At 69.7% G+C, this 14,922-nt stretch carries 13 protein-coding genes and 1 tRNA gene; 7 read left to right on the top strand and 7 right to left on the bottom strand.

Translation table 11 applies throughout. The features are described from left to right. Positions 1–174: 174 nt before the first annotated feature. On the bottom strand, positions 175–1,578 hold the full coding sequence (locus LWJ43_RS19395; protein WP_277333495.1) for a cystathionine beta-synthase: 1,404 nt from the start codon (positions 1,576–1,578) through the stop codon (positions 175–177). A gap of 155 nt (positions 1,579–1,733) precedes the next feature. On the opposite strand from LWJ43_RS19395, the gene LWJ43_RS19390 reads away from it, so the two are divergent. The 3 genes from LWJ43_RS19390 to LWJ43_RS19380 all read left to right on the top strand — a co-directional run bounded on the left by LWJ43_RS19390 (position 1,734) and on the right by LWJ43_RS19380 (position 5,480). After that, a complete protein-coding gene (locus LWJ43_RS19390; RefSeq protein ID WP_277335938.1) occupies positions 1,734–2,828 on the top strand; it encodes an SGNH/GDSL hydrolase family protein in 1,095 nt (364 codons plus the stop codon). A 119-nt stretch (positions 2,829–2,947) separates the two neighbouring features. Beyond that, the gene (locus tag LWJ43_RS19385) at positions 2,948–4,168 is read left to right on the top strand and encodes an acetyl-CoA C-acetyltransferase (protein ID WP_277333494.1); all 1,221 of its coding nucleotides are present in this window, start codon (positions 2,948–2,950) and stop codon (positions 4,166–4,168) included. A gap of 487 nt (positions 4,169–4,655) precedes the next feature. Beyond that, positions 4,656–5,480: a hypothetical protein gene (locus tag LWJ43_RS19380; protein ID WP_277335937.1), complete on the top strand. Its 825-nt coding sequence runs from the start codon at positions 4,656–4,658 to the stop codon at positions 5,478–5,480. Here LWJ43_RS19380 and LWJ43_RS19375 read toward each other — a convergent pair. Then, a complete protein-coding gene (locus LWJ43_RS19375) occupies positions 5,477–5,806 on the bottom strand; it encodes a hypothetical protein (RefSeq protein ID WP_277333493.1) in 330 nt (109 codons plus the stop codon). The genes LWJ43_RS19380 and LWJ43_RS19375 overlap by 4 nt on opposite strands. Positions 5,807–5,906: 100 nt before the next feature. Between LWJ43_RS19375 and LWJ43_RS19370 the strand changes: the two genes are divergently transcribed. After that, positions 5,907–6,137, top strand: a complete 231-nt coding sequence (locus LWJ43_RS19370) for a DUF4287 domain-containing protein (RefSeq protein ID WP_277333492.1) — start codon at positions 5,907–5,909, stop codon at positions 6,135–6,137. 82 nt (positions 6,138–6,219) lie between these two features. Here LWJ43_RS19370 and LWJ43_RS19365 read toward each other — a convergent pair whose 3' ends face one another. The 3 genes from LWJ43_RS19365 to LWJ43_RS19355 form a co-directional block, all read right to left on the bottom strand. Next, positions 6,220–7,104 carry a Bax inhibitor-1/YccA family protein gene (locus LWJ43_RS19365; RefSeq protein ID WP_277333491.1) on the bottom strand — a complete coding sequence of 295 codons (885 nt, stop codon included), beginning with the start codon at positions 7,102–7,104 and terminating at the stop codon, positions 6,220–6,222. A gap of 321 nt (positions 7,105–7,425) precedes the next feature. Next, a tRNA-Leu gene (locus LWJ43_RS19360) sits at positions 7,426–7,512 on the bottom strand. Positions 7,513–7,762: 250 nt separating this feature from the next. Continuing rightward, positions 7,763–7,888, bottom strand: coding sequence for a hypothetical protein (locus LWJ43_RS19355; RefSeq protein WP_277333490.1), 126 nt, complete (start codon positions 7,886–7,888; stop codon positions 7,763–7,765). A 119-nt stretch (positions 7,889–8,007) separates the two neighbouring features. Between LWJ43_RS19355 and LWJ43_RS19350 the strand changes: the two genes are divergently transcribed. The 3 genes from LWJ43_RS19350 to LWJ43_RS19340 all read left to right on the top strand — a co-directional run bounded on the left by LWJ43_RS19350 (position 8,008) and on the right by LWJ43_RS19340 (position 11,735). Further along, positions 8,008–8,181 (top strand): hypothetical protein, encoded by a 174-nt coding sequence (locus tag LWJ43_RS19350; RefSeq protein WP_277333489.1) that lies wholly within the window; start codon positions 8,008–8,010, stop codon positions 8,179–8,181. A gap of 191 nt (positions 8,182–8,372) precedes the next feature. Further along, on the top strand, positions 8,373–9,140 hold the full coding sequence (locus LWJ43_RS19345) for an ABC transporter ATP-binding protein (protein ID WP_277333488.1): 768 nt from the start codon (positions 8,373–8,375) through the stop codon (positions 9,138–9,140). Positions 9,141–9,197: 57 nt separating this feature from the next. Continuing rightward, positions 9,198–11,735 (top strand): ABC transporter permease, encoded by a 2,538-nt coding sequence (locus tag LWJ43_RS19340; RefSeq protein ID WP_277333487.1) that lies wholly within the window; start codon positions 9,198–9,200, stop codon positions 11,733–11,735. Positions 11,736–11,795: 60 nt separating this feature from the next. Here the strand turns inward: LWJ43_RS19340 and LWJ43_RS19335 are convergent, their stop codons facing one another. Then, positions 11,796–13,100: an SAM-dependent methyltransferase gene (locus tag LWJ43_RS19335; RefSeq protein WP_277333486.1), complete on the bottom strand. Its 1,305-nt coding sequence runs from the start codon at positions 13,098–13,100 to the stop codon at positions 11,796–11,798. A 290-nt stretch (positions 13,101–13,390) separates the two neighbouring features. Further along, positions 13,391–14,794 carry an NAD(P)/FAD-dependent oxidoreductase gene (locus LWJ43_RS19330; protein WP_277333485.1) on the bottom strand — a complete coding sequence of 468 codons (1,404 nt, stop codon included), beginning with the start codon at positions 14,792–14,794 and terminating at the stop codon, positions 13,391–13,393. Positions 14,795–14,922: the final 128 nt, after the last annotated feature.

Raw genomic sequence — 14,922 nt, 5'->3', positions numbered from 1 at the left:
CGTCACGTCCTGGCGACGGTGGAGGTCCGGGAGCCGCTCCGTAGTCCGTGTCGCCGTATGTGGTGTCGGCGGGTCTCCCTGCCGACACCCATCACTCTGCCGGAGCCGTGTTAAGCCGGTGCTGCGTCGACGTGTCGCGCTCGTACCGTTTTCGCGAACCCGGAGAACCGGCGGTCACTGCTTCGGGGCCGAGCCCTTCGCCAGGAAGGCCAGCAGGTCCTGCCTGCTCACGACGCCCGTCGGCTTGCCCTCGACGAGGACGATGGCCGCGTCGGCGCCGTTCGTACCGCTGAGCACGGCCATCAGGTCCTCGACCGGCTCTCCCGAGCCGACCTGCGGCAGCGGGGCCGACATGTGCTTCTCCAGCGGGTCGGAGAGCGTGGCCCGCTGGGCGAACAGCGCGTCCAGGAGCTCCCGCTCCACCACGGAGCCGATGACCTCGGCGGCCATGACGTCGGGGTGGCCGGCGCCCGGCTTCACGATCGGCATCTGCGAGACACCGTACTCCCGGAGCACGTCGATCGCCTCGCCGACCGTCTCCTCGGGGTGCATGTGGACGAGCGAGGGGAGGGGCCCCTCCTTGAAGTCGAGGACGGCGCCGACCCTGGCTGACGGGCCGGTGTCCTCGAGGAAGCCGTAGTCGGCCATCCATTCGTCGTTGAAGATCTTGCTCATGTAGCCGCGGCCGCTGTCCGGCAGCAGGACGACCACCACGTCGTCGGGGCCGAGGCGCTTCGCGACCTCCAGTGCCGCCACGACCGCCATGCCGCAGGAGCCGCCGACGAGGAGGCCCTCCTCCTTGGCGAGGCGCCGCGTCATCTGGAAGGAGTCCTTGTCGGAGACCGCGACGATCTCGTCCGTGACCGTGCGGTCGTAGGCGCTCGGCCAGAAGTCCTCGCCGACGCCCTCCACGAGGTAGGGCCGTCCCGAACCGCCGGAGTAGACGGAGCCCTCCGGGTCGGCGCCGATGACCTGCACGCGGTTATCGCTGATCTCCTTGAGATAGCGGCCGGTGCCACTGATCGTGCCGCCCGTGCCGACGCCCGCGACGAAGTGGGTGATCCTCCCCTCCGTCTGCTCCCAGAGCTCCGGGCCCGTGGTCTCGTAGTGCGAGCGCGGGTTGTTGGGGTTGGAGTACTGGTCGGGCTTCCATGCTCCCGGCGTCTCGCGGACCAGACGGTCCGAGACGTTGTAGTACGAGTCCGGGTGATCGGGGTCGACGGCCGTCGGGCAGACCACGACCTCCGCGCCGTACGCGCGCAGGACGTTGATCTTGTCCGTGGACACCTTGTCCGGGCAGACGAAGATGCACTTGTAGCCCTTCTGCTGGGCGACGATCGCGAGGCCCACACCGGTGTTGCCACTGGTGGGCTCGACGATCGTGCCGCCGGGCTCCAGCTCGCCACTCTGCTCGGCGGCCTCGATCATGCGCAGCGCGATGCGGTCCTTCACCGACCCGCCGGGGTTGAAGTACTCGACCTTGGCAAGGACCGTCGCCTGAATGCCTGCCGACACATTGCGCAGCCTGACGAGCGGGGTGTTGCCGACAAGACTGATCATCGAATCGTGGAATTGCACCGTGTACTCCGGGATCTCCGTAATGGTCAGGCAAGAGTATGCGTACGGGCAGGAGATTGGACTGCGCGATTGAGCTACGCCTCCCACGGGGCAGGTAGTGCTGTGTACGGCTGTACGGCACGGAGGAGGTGGACCGGACTGTGTCGAGAGCGAGGGTGGCACGGCGGATCGCAGCGGGTGCGGCCTACGGGGGCGGCAGCGTCGGGCTGATCGGCGCCGCGACGGTGGGCCTGGTGCTGGCCGAGGTCCAACTGGCGAAACGGCAGGTGGGCGGGGGAAAGGCGCCTGTACCGCCGAGCGCGGACGGACGGTACGGGGTGGCGTTCGCCGGACCCACCGATCCCTTGCGTTTCGTCATGCTGGGCGACTCGACGGCAGCCGGCCAGGGGGTGCGCAGAGCGGGCCAGACACCGGGGGCGCTGTTGGCTTCCGGACTCGCGGCGGTGGCCGAACGGCCGGTGGATCTTCGTAACGTGGCCCTGCCGGGTGCCCGGTCGGACGACCTGGAGCGCCAGGTGTCCCTGGTCCTGGCGGATCCGTCGGGGGTACCGGACGTCTGCGCGATCATGATCGGCGCGAACGACGTGACCCACCGGATGCCGGCGACGCAGTCGGTGCGCTGTCTGAGCACGGCGGTGCGGAGGCTGCGTACGGCCGGCGCGGAAGTGGTGGTGGGCACCTGCCCCGACCTGGGCACGATCGAGCCGGTCTACCAGCCCCTGCGGTGGCTGGCCCGGCGGGTGAGCCGACAGCTCGCGGCGGCCCAGACGATCGGCGCGGTGGAACAGGGCGGGCGGACGGTCTCGCTGGGCGACCTGCTCGGCCCGGAGTTCGAGGCGAACCCGCGGGAGCTCTTCGGCCCCGACAACTACCACCCCTCGGCCGAGGGGTACGCCACCGCCTCGATGGCGATGCTGCCGACCCTGTGCGCGTCCCTCGGCCTGTGGCCGGACTCCGATCGCCTGGACGGCTCGCGCCGGGAAGGCATTCTGCCGGTCGCCAAGGCGGCCTCCCGTGCCGCACGCGAAGCCGGCACGGAGGTGACGGCGGTGCGCGCACCCTGGGCCCTGCTCAAGCACCGCAGGCGCCGGCGTCTGCCGGCTCACACGGAGCCGGTGCCGCACGAGGACACGGACGCGGAAGGCGGGAAGGACGCGGGCGGCGGGCCGGCATCCTGGCTCGGGCCGGGGGCGGCCTGGCGGTGGGTGGATCGCGGACACCTCCATCGAGGGAACAACACGGGCGACTGAGCGGTTGCTTAGAAAAGAGGTCCGCATCACATCGTCTGTTTGGTGACCTCAGCCATACGTCCGGGTAACTTCCAAGGCAGCCCAGCCTTCCTGCCTTCCAGCCCTCATGGAGCCGCGTGATGCCCGAAGCTGTGATCGTCTCTGCTGCCCGTTCGCCCATCGGCCGGGCCTTCAAGGGGTCCCTCAAGGATGTGCGTGCGGACGACCTGACCGCGACCATCATCCAGACCGCACTGGCCAAGGTCCCCGAGCTGGACCCGAGGGACATCGACGATCTGATGCTCGGCTGCGGCCTTCCCGGCGGCGAGCAGGGCAACAACCTGGGCCGCGTCATCGCCGTGCAGATGGGGATGGACCACCTCCCCGGCTGCACGGTCACCCGCTACTGTTCGTCCTCGCTCCAGACCAGCCGCATGGCGCTGCACGCCATCAAGGCCGGCGAGGGCGACGTCTTCATCTCCGCCGGCGTCGAGATGGTGTCCCGCTTCGCGAAGGGGAACTCCGACAGCCTGCCGGACACGCACAACCCGCTCTTCGCCGAGGCCGAGGCCCGCACCGCGGCCCGCGCCGAGCAGGAGGGCACGAGCTGGACCGACCCGCGCGAGGAGGGTCTCGTCCCGGACGCCTACATCGCCATGGGGCAGACCGCCGAGAACCTGGCCCGGATCAAGGGCGTCACCCGCCAGGACATGGACGAGTTCGGCGTGCGGTCGCAGAACCTCGCCGAGGAAGCCATCAAGAACGGTTTCTGGGAGCGCGAGATCACCGCGGTCACCACGCCGGACGGCACGGTCGTCTCGAAGGACGACGGCCCCCGCGCGGGCGTCACCCTGGAGGGCGTGCAGGGCCTGAAGCCGGTGTTCCGCCCCGACGGCCTCGTCACCGCGGCCAACTGCTGCCCGCTCAACGACGGTGCCGCCGCGCTCGTCATCATGTCGGACACCAAGGCGCGCGAGCTGGGCCTGACCCCGCTGGCCCGCATCGTCTCGACCGGCGTCTCCGGCCTCTCGCCCGAGATCATGGGCTACGGACCGGTCGAGGCCAGCAAGCAGGCACTCAAGCGCGCGGGGCTCACCGTCGACGACATCGACCTGGCCGAGATCAACGAGGCGTTCGCCGCCCAGGTCATCCCGTCCTACCGTGACCTGGGCCTGCCGCTGGACAAGGTCAACGTCAACGGTGGCGCGATCGCCGTCGGCCACCCCTTCGGCATGACCGGTGCCCGCATCACCGGCACGCTGATCAACAGCCTGCAGTTCCACGACAAGCAGTTCGGCCTGGAGACGATGTGCGTGGGCGGCGGCCAGGGCATGGCCATGGTCATCGAGCGGCTGAGCTGAGCCGTAGCGGAGGGTCGGGGTCGCCCGAGGAACGAGGGCGGCACCTGCCCGCAGCGGAGGCGAAGCTCAGCGCGACCACGGACACGGAGCGGCTGAGCTGAGCCGTAGCGGAGGGTCGGGGTCGCCCGAGGAACGAGGGCGGCACCTGCCCGCAGCGGAGGCGAAGCTCAGCGCGACCACCGACACGGAGCGGCTGAGCTGAAGTGAGACGGTCCGGCGGGCCCTCGCGTCCCGCGCGGGGGCCCTCTTGAATCCTCCGAGCTCCGATCGTGACCGAATCTCCCCCAGGATGTGATCTGCGTCCCGGGGGAGAGTCGTTTCTGCAGGTCACACCAGCCACAGCACTAAACACCGGGCCCAAAGTCCTGTCCAATTCGTGACGTAATGCACTGACAGCAGGTGCCGGTACAAGACAAGCTGATGTAGGAAGTCGGGGGTGTCGATTGAAACCGGGAGTATGTCAGTGAGCGCCATGCCGTTTGCCCTGATGCTGACCACCGCCGCTGCCACGGCTGTCGGCGCCGCTGCTCTGCACGCTGCTCACGGGCTGCGCAAGCAGGTCACGGCCCTGCGCACGGAGCTGGCGGAAGGCCGGAGCCTTCACGCGTCGGTCCCCGAGCAGCAGAACCGGAGCACCGCCACATCCGCCGAGGAGATACGCGCGGCGGTCGCCGAAGCACTCGCCGAGGAGCGGGAGCGGGAGCTGGCCGAAGCCCGCGCCTTCTGGGCGGCCCAGGAGGCGCGTGATGCCGCCGACGCACCGTCCCTGCTGGGCGGCCTCGGCGACGACGTCCCGTTCTTCATGCCCCGGCAGACCGACTTCACGGGCCTGGAGGCGATGGGCCTCGACGCCGATGAGGCCCTGGACGAGCTGACGGAGCTGGCGGAGCTCACCGACCTGCCCGAGATCGCGGAGTACGCGGAGTTCGCCGAGGACTCACCCGAGCTGGCCGCGGCCCGCCGCCGCCACCCCTCGCACCCGGACTTCGTCCCCGTGCAGACACCGGTCGTGACCGACCACGAGCGCACCGTGAACCGCCTCGAGCAGCTCGCCGACACCGGTACGGAGCTGACCGACGTGCGTCCCGGCCCCCTGGGAACGCTCGATGTGTACGTCTTCGCCGACGGCACCACGCTCTGCATGACGCCGGGCCACCGGGAGACCGCCGAGCGGCTCGCCGACTCGCTGCGCTCCGGTGAACAGCCGGTGCTGCTGGGCGGTTCCGGGGTCTCCGGCGCCTACGCGCTGACGTTCTCCTGCGGCAAGGAGAACGTCTACATCCTCGCCGACCGCGTGATCGCCTCCTTCTAGCGCGCCCCGGGTGCGAACGCCCGCGCAGCCGCCTCCTCGACACACCGCACGGCCTCGTCCAGCTCCTGGGACGAGGCCGTTTCCAGTGCCACGGCCAGATCCCTGCCGGCGACCGCGAGCTGATCACCGACCGCGAATATCCCGGCGTCCGGCATGATCCTCGGCTCGCGGTCCGGCGCTTCGGCACGCTGGGCGCGGGCGGACAGCTCCCTGGCCGTCACCAGCCCTTCGGCGGCCACACCCTGTTGCAGCCGGCTCTGCGGAGCACTCCGCAGGCGGTCGGCGAATCGGTCCACGGCGTTGATCAGTGGGGTCGTATCGAGCACGCCGCGACCCTACGCGCCCCCACCGGATGGTTGCCAACGCGCCGACGCTCGGGCACGGTGTCGGGAAGGTTCAGCAACGCGTACTGCGTCGGAGGCGCCGATGTCTCAAGTCTTCTCCGAAGAAACCCATCGCAACCTGCTCTCCCGGATCCCCCGTTGCACCGGCCGCGACATCGCGGACTGGCTCCGCACCGTCGACGAGGGGCCCTCCCTCTTCCGGTTCGAGGAGAAGGTCAGCTGGCTGCGGAGCGAGCACGACCTCACCTACGGCCACGCCAAAGCGATCATCCACGAGTACGACCTGAGAAGGGCCGCACGAAAGCTCCTCTGAGGCACCCGCACCTCCCCGCGAAAGACGGAACGGCCCGCAGGCGGTGCCTGCGGGCCGTTCCGTCGTCGTCGCGCCTACGGGGTCAGTCGTCCCCGTTGAGGATGGAGAGCAGACGCAGCATCTCCAGGTAGATCCACACCAGGGTCATGGTGAGGCCGAAGGCCGCCAGCCAGGACTCCTCGCGCGGTGCGCCGAAGTTGACGCCGTCCTCGACCTGCTTGAAGTCCAGCGCCAGGAAGCACGCACCGAGGATGATGCCGATGACTCCGAAGAGGATGCCGAGGCCGCCGCTGCGGAAGCCCAGGCCGTCACCGCCGCCGAACACGGAGAACAGCAGGTTGACCATCATCAGGAGCACGAAGCCCATGGCAGCGGCCATCACGAAGCCGTAGAAACGGCGCGTGACGCGGATCCAGCGCATCTTGTACGCGATGAGGACGCCGGCGAAGACACACATGGTGCCCATCACCGCCTGCATCACCGTGCCGGGGCCGATGTAGGTGCTGACCGCGCTGGAGATCACTCCGAGGAAGACACCCTCGAAGGCCGCGTACGCGAGGATGATCGCCGGCGACGCCTTGCGCTTGAACGACTGGATCATCGCGAAGACGAAGGCCACCAGGGCCGCGCCGATGGCGATGCCGTAGGACTTGCCGAGGTTGGCCTCGTCGACCGGCAGCAGGGCCCAGGAGAGCGCGGCGGTGAGCACCACGGTGCCCAGCGTCATGGCCGTACGCGTGACGACGTCGTCGATCGTCATCGCGCCGGAGCGCGCGGGCGCCTGCGGGGCGCCGTACTGGGTGTCCTGCTGGGCGTAGGGGTTCGTGGCGTACGGGTTGGCGGTGCCCTGCGCGTACGGGTTGGCACCCGCTGCGGCGGCCCCGGCCTGCGGCGCCGCGTTGAAGCCCGCGTAGCCGTTGTCGCGGCTGAACCCCCGTCGCGAGAAGACCGGGTTGCTGCTCCTCATCTCACTCCTCCATGGCCACCGTGCGTGGCCTTCCCACAAGAGTAATGGGTAGGCAAAACAATGGCGCTAGTGCCAGAGGAGGATCTTTGAGAGAAGATCCATCCCCTGCGGGCCCGGATTTCCCCCGGATCCAGGCATGACCCGCCCGGATCCGGGAAGCGCGGTCAGACCGCGCGGACCAGCCGCCTTGTACGCACAGTGACAGCGCGACCGCGCGGCCGCTCCGCCGCAGGGGGCGGTCGCAGGCAGGTGACGCTCGCATCGGGACCGCGGAGCATTCGAGGTGACGGGAGGCCGGGCCGGCTCAGCCGACGGCGCGGGTGGTGCCCGGAGCCGGACTCGAACCGGCACGCCCCCGAGGAGGCAGCGAGGTTTAAGCTCGCCGTGTCTGCGTTCCACCACCCGGGCATGGGCGCGCGACTCCGCGTTTGGCACATGACCCTATCCGGGGGCATCCCTCGAACAGCGGAACACCCACTCGATGTTGTCTTATTTTATTGATCGTGTGAGGGTCCGTCAGATGCCGCCCACCCCGTCAGCACACGCCCCGCCCGGTGGAGCGGGACGAACCCCGGCAAACGGGAATGACGGAAACTCGCCGCACTCCTGCGGCTCATCCGCCACGGGGCGCGCCACCGTCCGCCGGAGGCCCGCCGCCTCACCCGTCGACGAGGTCGTTGACGCACCGGAGGACGGGCCGGGATCCCGGTGCTTCCGGGTCCTTCAGCACCGCCCCCGTCACGTGGAAGACGGCGCTCTCACCGGGCAGCAGGGTGACCAGCATGTCGTCCACCTCGGCCCCCCGGATCCAGCCGGTCGGGGAAGAGTGCGAGGTCGCGCAGCAGTGTCAGCGCCGTCACCGTGGCCCGGTACCCGACACCTTTTTCGTCACCCTGTGTGAGGGTGACGTCGTGCCGTGCCGGTGGCACTCCCGCGTCGTACGGTCCCCCGCTGACCGCGCTGAGCAGGGACATCCCCGCCTACGGCACCCATGCGGCCCGCACTCTGCTGACGACGGTCGCCGACGGCTCGGCCCCGGGCTTCGAGGACGCGGCGGCCCGCCTGGTCCCCCGCTGATCAACCGCCCCTCCCCGCTGGGGCCCGGGCGGACTCGGGGTCGGCCTCCTACCTCAGGACTACGCGACCGGTCGGCGGGTGCGACTCAAGAGGGCCCCGGGAACGGGCACGAGGACTGACGACCCGGCACGGCGCGGCGGCGAGGATGGAGGGGTCCCCGCGAACCTCTCGTCCGAACCTGGAGTACCCCTGTGACCACCACCACCGTTCACCGCACCACCGCGGTCGCCGCCCGCGCCACGGAGCTGTCGAAGGTCTACGGCCAGGGTGAGACCCAGGTCGTCGCCCTCGACCGGGTGACCGTGGACTTCCCGCAGGGCGAATTCACCGCGATCATGGGCCCGTCGGGCTCCGGCAAGTCCACGCTGATGCACTGCGTGGCCGGTCTCGACAGCTTCAGCAGCGGCTCCGTGCGCATCGGCGAGACCGAGCTGGGGACACTGAAGGACAAGCAGCTCACCCAGCTGCGCCGGGACAAGATCGGCTTCATCTTCCAGGCCTTCAACCTGCTCCCCACGCTGACCGCGCTGGAGAACATCACCCTGCCGATGGACATCGCGGGCCGTAAGCCGGACGCCGCCTGGCTGCAGAAGGTCATCGACATGGTGGGCCTCTCGGAGCGGCTGAAGCACCGTCCCACGGAGCTCTCCGGCGGCCAGCAGCAGCGCGTGGCGGTGGCACGCGCCCTGGCCTCGCAGCCGGAGATCATCTTCGGTGACGAGCCGACCGGCAACCTCGACTCCCGCTCCGGCGCCGAGGTCCTCGGTTTCCTGCGCAACTCGGTGCGCGAGCTCGGCCAGACCGTGGTGATGGTGACCCACGACCCGGTGGCCGCCTCCTACGCGGACCGCGTGGTCTTCCTCGCGGACGGCGCGGTCGTCGACCAGATGATGAACCCCACCGCCGACGGGGTCCTCGACCGGATGAAGGCGTTCGACGCGAAGGGCCGCACCAGCTGACGCGGCCCGCCGCCGCTCCCCTCCCCCCTTCCGGAACCCATCCCAGGACACACAGACATGTTCCGTACCGCCCTGCGCAATGTGCTCGCGCACAAGGCCAGGCTGCTGATGACCGTGCTCGCCGTCATGCTCGGCGTAGCGTTCGTCTCCGGCACCCTCGTCTTCACCGACACCCTCGGCAACGCCTTCCGCAACCAGTCCGCCAAGAGCTACGACGACGTCGCCGTCGCCGTCAAGACCTGGGCCCAGCGCGGCGACGACCAGGCCGACGGCATCGACGAGGCCACCCTCGAGAAGATCAAGGGCCTCGACGGGGTGGCCGGGGCCACCGGACGCGTCAACGGGTTCGCCGGCGTAGCCGACACCGGCGGCAAGCTCATCGGCGACGGCTGGTCCAACACCGGATCCAACTTCTCCCCCGGGGCCGGCGGCAAGGACCCCCAGTACGCGTTCACCGACGGCACGGGACCGGTGAAGGCCGGCCAGGTCGCCCTCGACAAGGAGACCGCCGCCAAGGGCGAGTACCGCGTGGGCGAGCCGGTGCGGGTCGCGACGAACGGACCGGTGAAGGAGTACTCCCTCTCCGGGATCTTCACCACCGAGGACGGCGCGGTCAACGCGGGCGGCAGCCTGGTCCTCTTCGACACCGAGGTCGCCCAGCGGCTGTACCTGCGGCCCGGCGAGTTCAGCGACGTCACCGTGTCGGCCGCGGCGGGTACGTCCGACCAGAAGCTCCTCGACGCCGTGAAGCCCCTCATCCCCAAGACCGCCGAGGCCAAGACGGGCGCGGACCTCGCGGACGAGGAGGCGAAGATGACCGAGTCCGGTCTCAAGAGCCTCAACGCGATGCTGCTCGCCTTCGCGGCCATCGCGCTCTTCGTCGGCGTGTTCCTGATCGCCAACACCTTCACCATGCTGATCGCCCAGCGCACCAAGGAACTCGCCCTGATGCGCGCCGTCGGCGCCTCCCGCAGGCAGGTCAAGCGGGCCATCCTGCTCGAAGCCGGTGTGGTCGGCCTGGTCGCCTCGGTGATCGGCTTCGTCCTCGGCGTGGGCCTCGCGGTGGGACTGCGCTCCGCGATGGGCATGTTCGGCGGGAAGATCCCGGCCGGCCCGCTGGTCGTGTCCCCCACCGCGGTCCTCTCCGCGTTCGCCGTCGGCGTGCTGATCACCGTGTTCGCCGCCTGGCTGCCCGCCCGCAGGGCCGCCAAGATCCCGCCGGTGGCGGCGATGAGCAGCGTGCACGCGGTGGCCACCACCAAGTCGCTGGTCGTACGCAACTCCTTCGGCGCCGTGCTCACCCTCCTCGGTTCCGCCCTGATCGTGGCCGGTGCCGCCCAGGGCGACGAGAACGGCCGGTGGCTCCTCGGCGGCGGCGCCTTCCTCACCCTCATCGGTGTCATCGTCCTCATCCCGCTGCTCTCCCGTCCGGTGATCGCCCTGGCGCGTCCGCTGCTGCGGAAGCTCTTCGGGGTATCCGGCAAGCTGGCGGCGCAGAACGCGGTCCGCAATCCGCGGCGTACCGGAGCCACCGCCTCCGCCCTGGCGATCGGGCTCACCCTGGTCACCGGTATCTCCGTGCTCGGTGTCACGCTCGGCCAGGCCATCGACAAGATGACCACGGACAACATCCGGGCCGACTACATGGTCTCGATGGCCAGCGGGGACTCGCTCGACGAGACGGCTCTCACCGCCCTGCGCAAGGCCGACGGCGTCGCGGCGGCCTCTCCCCAGCGGTCCGTCTGGCTCACCGTCGGCGGTAAGGGCGAGGAGGGCGTCTCGGCCTCCGGCGTCACCCCGGGCGACGTCGAGAAGGTCTTCGACCTGAAGACGGTCTCCGGGTCGCTGTCCTCGCTGAAGGACGGCGAGATCGCCGTCGACCGCAAGACCGCGAAGTCCCACGGCTGGAAGACCGGCGACAGCGTCCCCGTGACGTTCCAGGACGAGAAGAAGGAGACCCTGAAGGTCGGGGCGCTCTACGAGGGCAACGAGTTCCTCTCCCCGGTCCTGATCTCCGAGACCGTCGCCACCCCGCACGAGAGCGCCGCCGACATCCGCGAGGTGTGGCTGACCATGGAGGGCGGCCAGAGCGACGCCAACGAGGCAGCCGTGGTCAAGGCGCTCGGCGACAACCCCGCGATGAGCGTCATGGACCGCCAGGGCATCCGGGACATGTTCGGCGGGTTCATCAACACCGCGCTGAACATCATGTACGGCCTGCTGGCGATGGCCCTGGTGATCGCCGTCCTCGGTGTGGTCAACACGCTGGCCATGTCGGTCTTCGAACGCCAGCAGGAGATCGGCATGCTGCGGGCGATCGGCCTGGACCGGCGCAGGGTCAAGCGCATGATCCGCCTGGAGGCCGTCGTCATCTCGCTCTTCGGAGCGGTGGTCGGAGTCGCCCTCGGTACGTTCATCGGCTGGGCGATCGGCAAGAGCCTGTCCGCCTCCATCCCCGGCTACGCCCTGGTCATCCCCTGGGACCGGCTCGCGCTCTTCCTGGTGCTGGCAGGACTCGTGGGTGTGCTGGCCTCGCTGTGGCCGGCCCGTTCCGGCGCGAAGCTGAACATGCTGACCGCGATCAAGACGGAGTAGTCGCACAGGGGGCAGGGCCGGTACCCGCACCGCGGGTACCGGCCCTTCCGCTTTCCCTGATCAGCCGTTCGCCGACGCCGTCCAGTCACGGGCCCGCAGCGGCACACCGGCCGCTCCGCCCTCCCGCGGACGCACCGCGAGGATCTGGTTGACGCCGATCTTGTTGTGCTCGAAGGAGAGCGCGGAGGCGGCCATGTAGAGCCGCCACACCCTGGCCCGGCCGGGCGAGGTGGCCCGTACGGCTTCCTTCCAGTGCTTCTCCAGATTGGCCACCCACTGACGCAGGGTCAGTGCGTAGTGCTCGCGGATCGCCTCGACGTCCCGGGCCTCGAAACCGGCCTCCTCCAGGGTGGCGACGGTGCGGCCCACCGGGGCCAGTTCACCGTCGGGGAAGACGTAGGCGTCGATGAAGTCGTCGACGCGGTAGGCCGTCTCGTCCTTCTCCGGGCGGCGGGCGATCTGGTGGTTGAGCAGTCGGCCCCCCGGTCTGAGGAGTGCGTAGAGGTCGTCGGCGTACTCGCGGAAGCGGACCGACCCCACGTGCTCGGCCATGCCGATCGAGGAGATGGCGTCGTACGGGCCGTCCCTGACGTCCCGGTAGTCCTGGACGCGGATCTCGATGCGGTCGGTGAGGCCCTCCTCGGCGATGCGCTTGCGGGCGAAGGCGGCCTGTTCGGTGGAGAGGGTCACCCCGGTGACCCGGGCCCCGTACTCACGGGCGGCGTGGATCGCCATGGAGCCCCAGCCGCAGCCGACGTCGAGGAGGCGGTCGCCCTCCTTGAGGGCGAGCTTGCGGCAGACGAGGTCGAGCTTGTCGCGCTGGGCTTCCTCGAGCGTCGCGCCGTCCCGCCAGTAGGCGCAGGAGTAGACCATGGACGGGCCGAGGACCATGGCGTAGAAGTCGTTGCCCACGTCGTAGTGGTGGCTGATGGCTTCCTTGTCGCGGCGCCGGGTGTGCAGAGGGCCGGTCCGGCGGCGGACCTCCTCGGCGGGCGGGGGCGGCGGCGGCCAGGGTCCGGCCAGTTCGACGAGGCCGCGGCCGAACGCCCGCACCTTCGGATCGCGGACGGGGTGGACGCTGTCCTTGGCGTCGGCACCGCGTTCCCAGAGCAGGGACGCCATGGCGTCCAGGACCGCGTACAGGTCACCGTCGACGTCGATCTCGCCGGCCACCCAGGCGCGGGCCAGGCCCAGTTCGCCCGGCTTCCACAGCAGTCGGCGCAGGGCACGGCGGTGGCGCAGGACGAGGACGGGGGCACCCGGCGGACCGGATTCGCTGCCGTCCCAGGCCCGGATCCGGACCGGCAGGGGTTCTCCCAGCAACTCTTCGGCAAGAGCGGTCAGCCGCGACGCGGCGTCGGCCATGGCGCACACCTCCGTGGTGGTGTTTCCGAATGTGCCCAAATTCGCATATACGCACCCGAACCCGGCCGCGACACCTCGGGGCCGGGGCGAGGTACACCTCCAACAACACCGTCCGGCACCCGCGCCATCCCGCTCCAGGGCAACGGAACGGCAAAATGCCTGCACTGGCCATCTAGTTGGCGGCGTTCCCGGGCTCCCAGGAGCGCCCGGGAACGCCGAAGGGGCCGGGAACGCCGAAGGGGCCGTCCGCACCACGGATGGCGGACGACCCCTTCGGTGACGTACGGGCGCTAGGAGGCCTTGGCCTTCTCGCCGGACTTGCTCTTGTCGCCGTCGGCCTTGGCCGCGACGGGCGCGGGGCTCGGCTTGGCGGCCTCGTAGAACTCCTCGCGCGGAGTCTCCATGGCGCCGAGCGAGACGACCTCGCGCTTCAGGAACATCGCCAGCGTCCAGTCCGCGAAGATCCGGATCTTGCGGTTCCAGGTCGGCATGGCCATGCCGTGGTAGCCACGGTGCATGTACCAGGCGAGACGGCCCTTGACCTTGATCTTCACCTTGCCCATGACGATCATCGCGACGCCCTTGTGCAGGCCGAGACCGGCGACCGCACCCTTGTTGGCGTGGCTGTACTCCTTCTGCGGGAAGCCCCGCATACCGGAGATGACGTTGTCACCGAGGACCTTGGCCTGACGCAGCGCGTGCTGGGCGTTCGGCGGGCACCAGGCGTTCGGGTTGCCGGCGCGGCGGCCGACCATGTCGGGCACCTGGGCGTTGTCGCCCGCGGCCCAGATGTAGTCGGTGCCCTGGACCTGGAGCTTCTCGGAGGTGTCCACGTGACCACGCGGACCGAGCGGCAGCCCGAAGCGCGCCAGCGCCGGGTTCGGCTTCACGCCGGCCGTCCACACGATCGTGCTGGAGTCGACCTCGAGGCCGTTCTTCAGGACGACGTGACCGTCGACGCAGGAGTCCATGGAGGTCGAGAGGTAGACCTCGACACCACGGCTCTCCAGGTGCTCCTTGCCGTACGCGCCCAGCTTCGGGCCGACCTCGGGAAGGATCTTGTCGGCGGCGTCGACCAGGATGAAGCGCATGTCCTCGCGCTTCACGCTCGTGTAGTACTTCGCCGCGTCGCGCGCCATGTCCTCGACCTCGCCGATGGTCTCCGCGCCGGCGAAGCCGCCGCCCACGAAGACGAACGTCAGCGCCTTGCGGCGGACGTCCTCGTCGGTCGTCGAGTCGGCCTTGTCCAGCTGCTCGAGGACGTGGTTGCGCAGACCGATGGACTCCTCGATGCCCTTCATGCCGATGCCCTGCTCGGCGAGGCCGGGGATCGGGAAGGTACGGGAGACCGCGCCCATCGCGATGACCAGGTAGTCGAAGGGCAGCTCGTAGGCCTCGCCGACGAGCGGCGCGACCGTGGCGACCTTGCGGTCCTGATCGATGGTCGTGACTCGGCCGGTGAGGACCTCGGCCTTGGGCAGCACGCGTCGCAGCGGGACGACGACATGCCGAGGCGAGATGCTGCCGGCAGCAGCTTCGGGGAGGAAGGGCTGGTACGTCATGTACGAGCGCGGGTCGACGACCGTGACGGTCGCCTCTCCATACCGCATCTTCTTCAGAATGCGACGAGCTGCGTACAGGCCTACGTACCCACCGCCTACAACGAGGATCCTGGGACGCTCCGTGGTGCTCATGCCATCGAGTATCCACCCCACTCGGGGGGCATGCTCGTGAGCCCCTTCACAAGGTATGCGCCACCCTCTGCTACACTGCCCCGCCCACGTGACCCAGGTCATGATGCGGGTAGGGAACCACGAGGTTC

Source organism: Streptomyces sp. JH34 (assembly GCF_029428875.1).
In the GTDB taxonomy this organism is placed as follows: Bacteria; Actinomycetota; Actinomycetes; order Streptomycetales; family Streptomycetaceae; genus Streptomyces.
The sequence above is the reverse complement of the archived record's forward strand: the minus strand, read 5'-3'. Positions and strand labels throughout refer to the sequence as shown.

Bases quoted from the DNA above. Each gene is read 5' to 3' on its own strand.
- LWJ43_RS19385 (WP_277333494.1), top strand. From the start codon at position 2,948: ATGCCCGAAGCTGTGATCGTCTCTGCTGCCCGTTCGCCCATCGGCCGG.
- LWJ43_RS19365 (WP_277333491.1), bottom strand. From the start codon at position 7,104: ATGAGGAGCAGCAACCCGGTCTTCTCGCGACGGGGGTTCAGCCGCGAC.
- LWJ43_RS19380 (WP_277335937.1), top strand. From the start codon at position 4,656: ATGCTGACCACCGCCGCTGCCACGGCTGTCGGCGCCGCTGCTCTGCAC.
- LWJ43_RS19370 (WP_277333492.1), top strand. From the start codon at position 5,907: ATGTCTCAAGTCTTCTCCGAAGAAACCCATCGCAACCTGCTCTCCCGG.
- LWJ43_RS19340 (WP_277333487.1), top strand. From the start codon at position 9,198: ATGTTCCGTACCGCCCTGCGCAATGTGCTCGCGCACAAGGCCAGGCTG.
- LWJ43_RS19335 (WP_277333486.1), bottom strand. From the start codon at position 13,100: ATGGCCGACGCCGCGTCGCGGCTGACCGCTCTTGCCGAAGAGTTGCTG.
- LWJ43_RS19330 (WP_277333485.1), bottom strand. From the start codon at position 14,794: ATGAGCACCACGGAGCGTCCCAGGATCCTCGTTGTAGGCGGTGGGTAC.
- LWJ43_RS19355 (WP_277333490.1), bottom strand. From the start codon at position 7,888: ATGCTGGTCACCCTGCTGCCCGGTGAGAGCGCCGTCTTCCACGTGACG.